The sequence below is a fragment of the Pseudomonas sp. 50_B genome (assembly GCF_017491625.1).
Classification (GTDB): Bacteria; Pseudomonadota; Gammaproteobacteria; order Pseudomonadales; family Pseudomonadaceae; genus Aquipseudomonas; species Aquipseudomonas danubii.
This window is the reverse complement of the sequence record NZ_JAFGYX010000226.1, coordinates 1-237: the sequence shown is the minus strand read 5'-3', so window position 1 is coordinate 237 and position 237 is coordinate 1. Positions and strand designations below refer to the sequence as shown.

Annotated in this window: 1 protein-coding gene; it reads right to left on the bottom strand. The window is 63.3% G+C overall.

What is annotated here, in order from left to right; all coding sequences use genetic code 11:
- A partial coding sequence (locus J5M73_RS31725) for an amino acid permease (RefSeq protein WP_207817064.1) occupies positions 1-237 on the bottom strand: 237 nt, incomplete at both ends.

Genomic DNA, 237 nt, shown 5'->3' with positions numbered 1-237 from the left:
TGCCCAGCCAGGCGCTGATCCAGTAGCCCCAGGCGGACGAGAAACCCATGTAGTCGCCGAATCCGGCCTTGGCGTAGGCATATACACCACCGTCCAGATCAGGTTTGCGATTGGCCAGGGTCTGGAAAACGAACGCCAGGGTCAGCATGCCCACAGCGGTAATTCCCCAGCCGATCAGCACCGCACCGGCATCGGCCCGGGCGGCCATGTTCTGCGGCAGGGAAAAGATCCCACCGC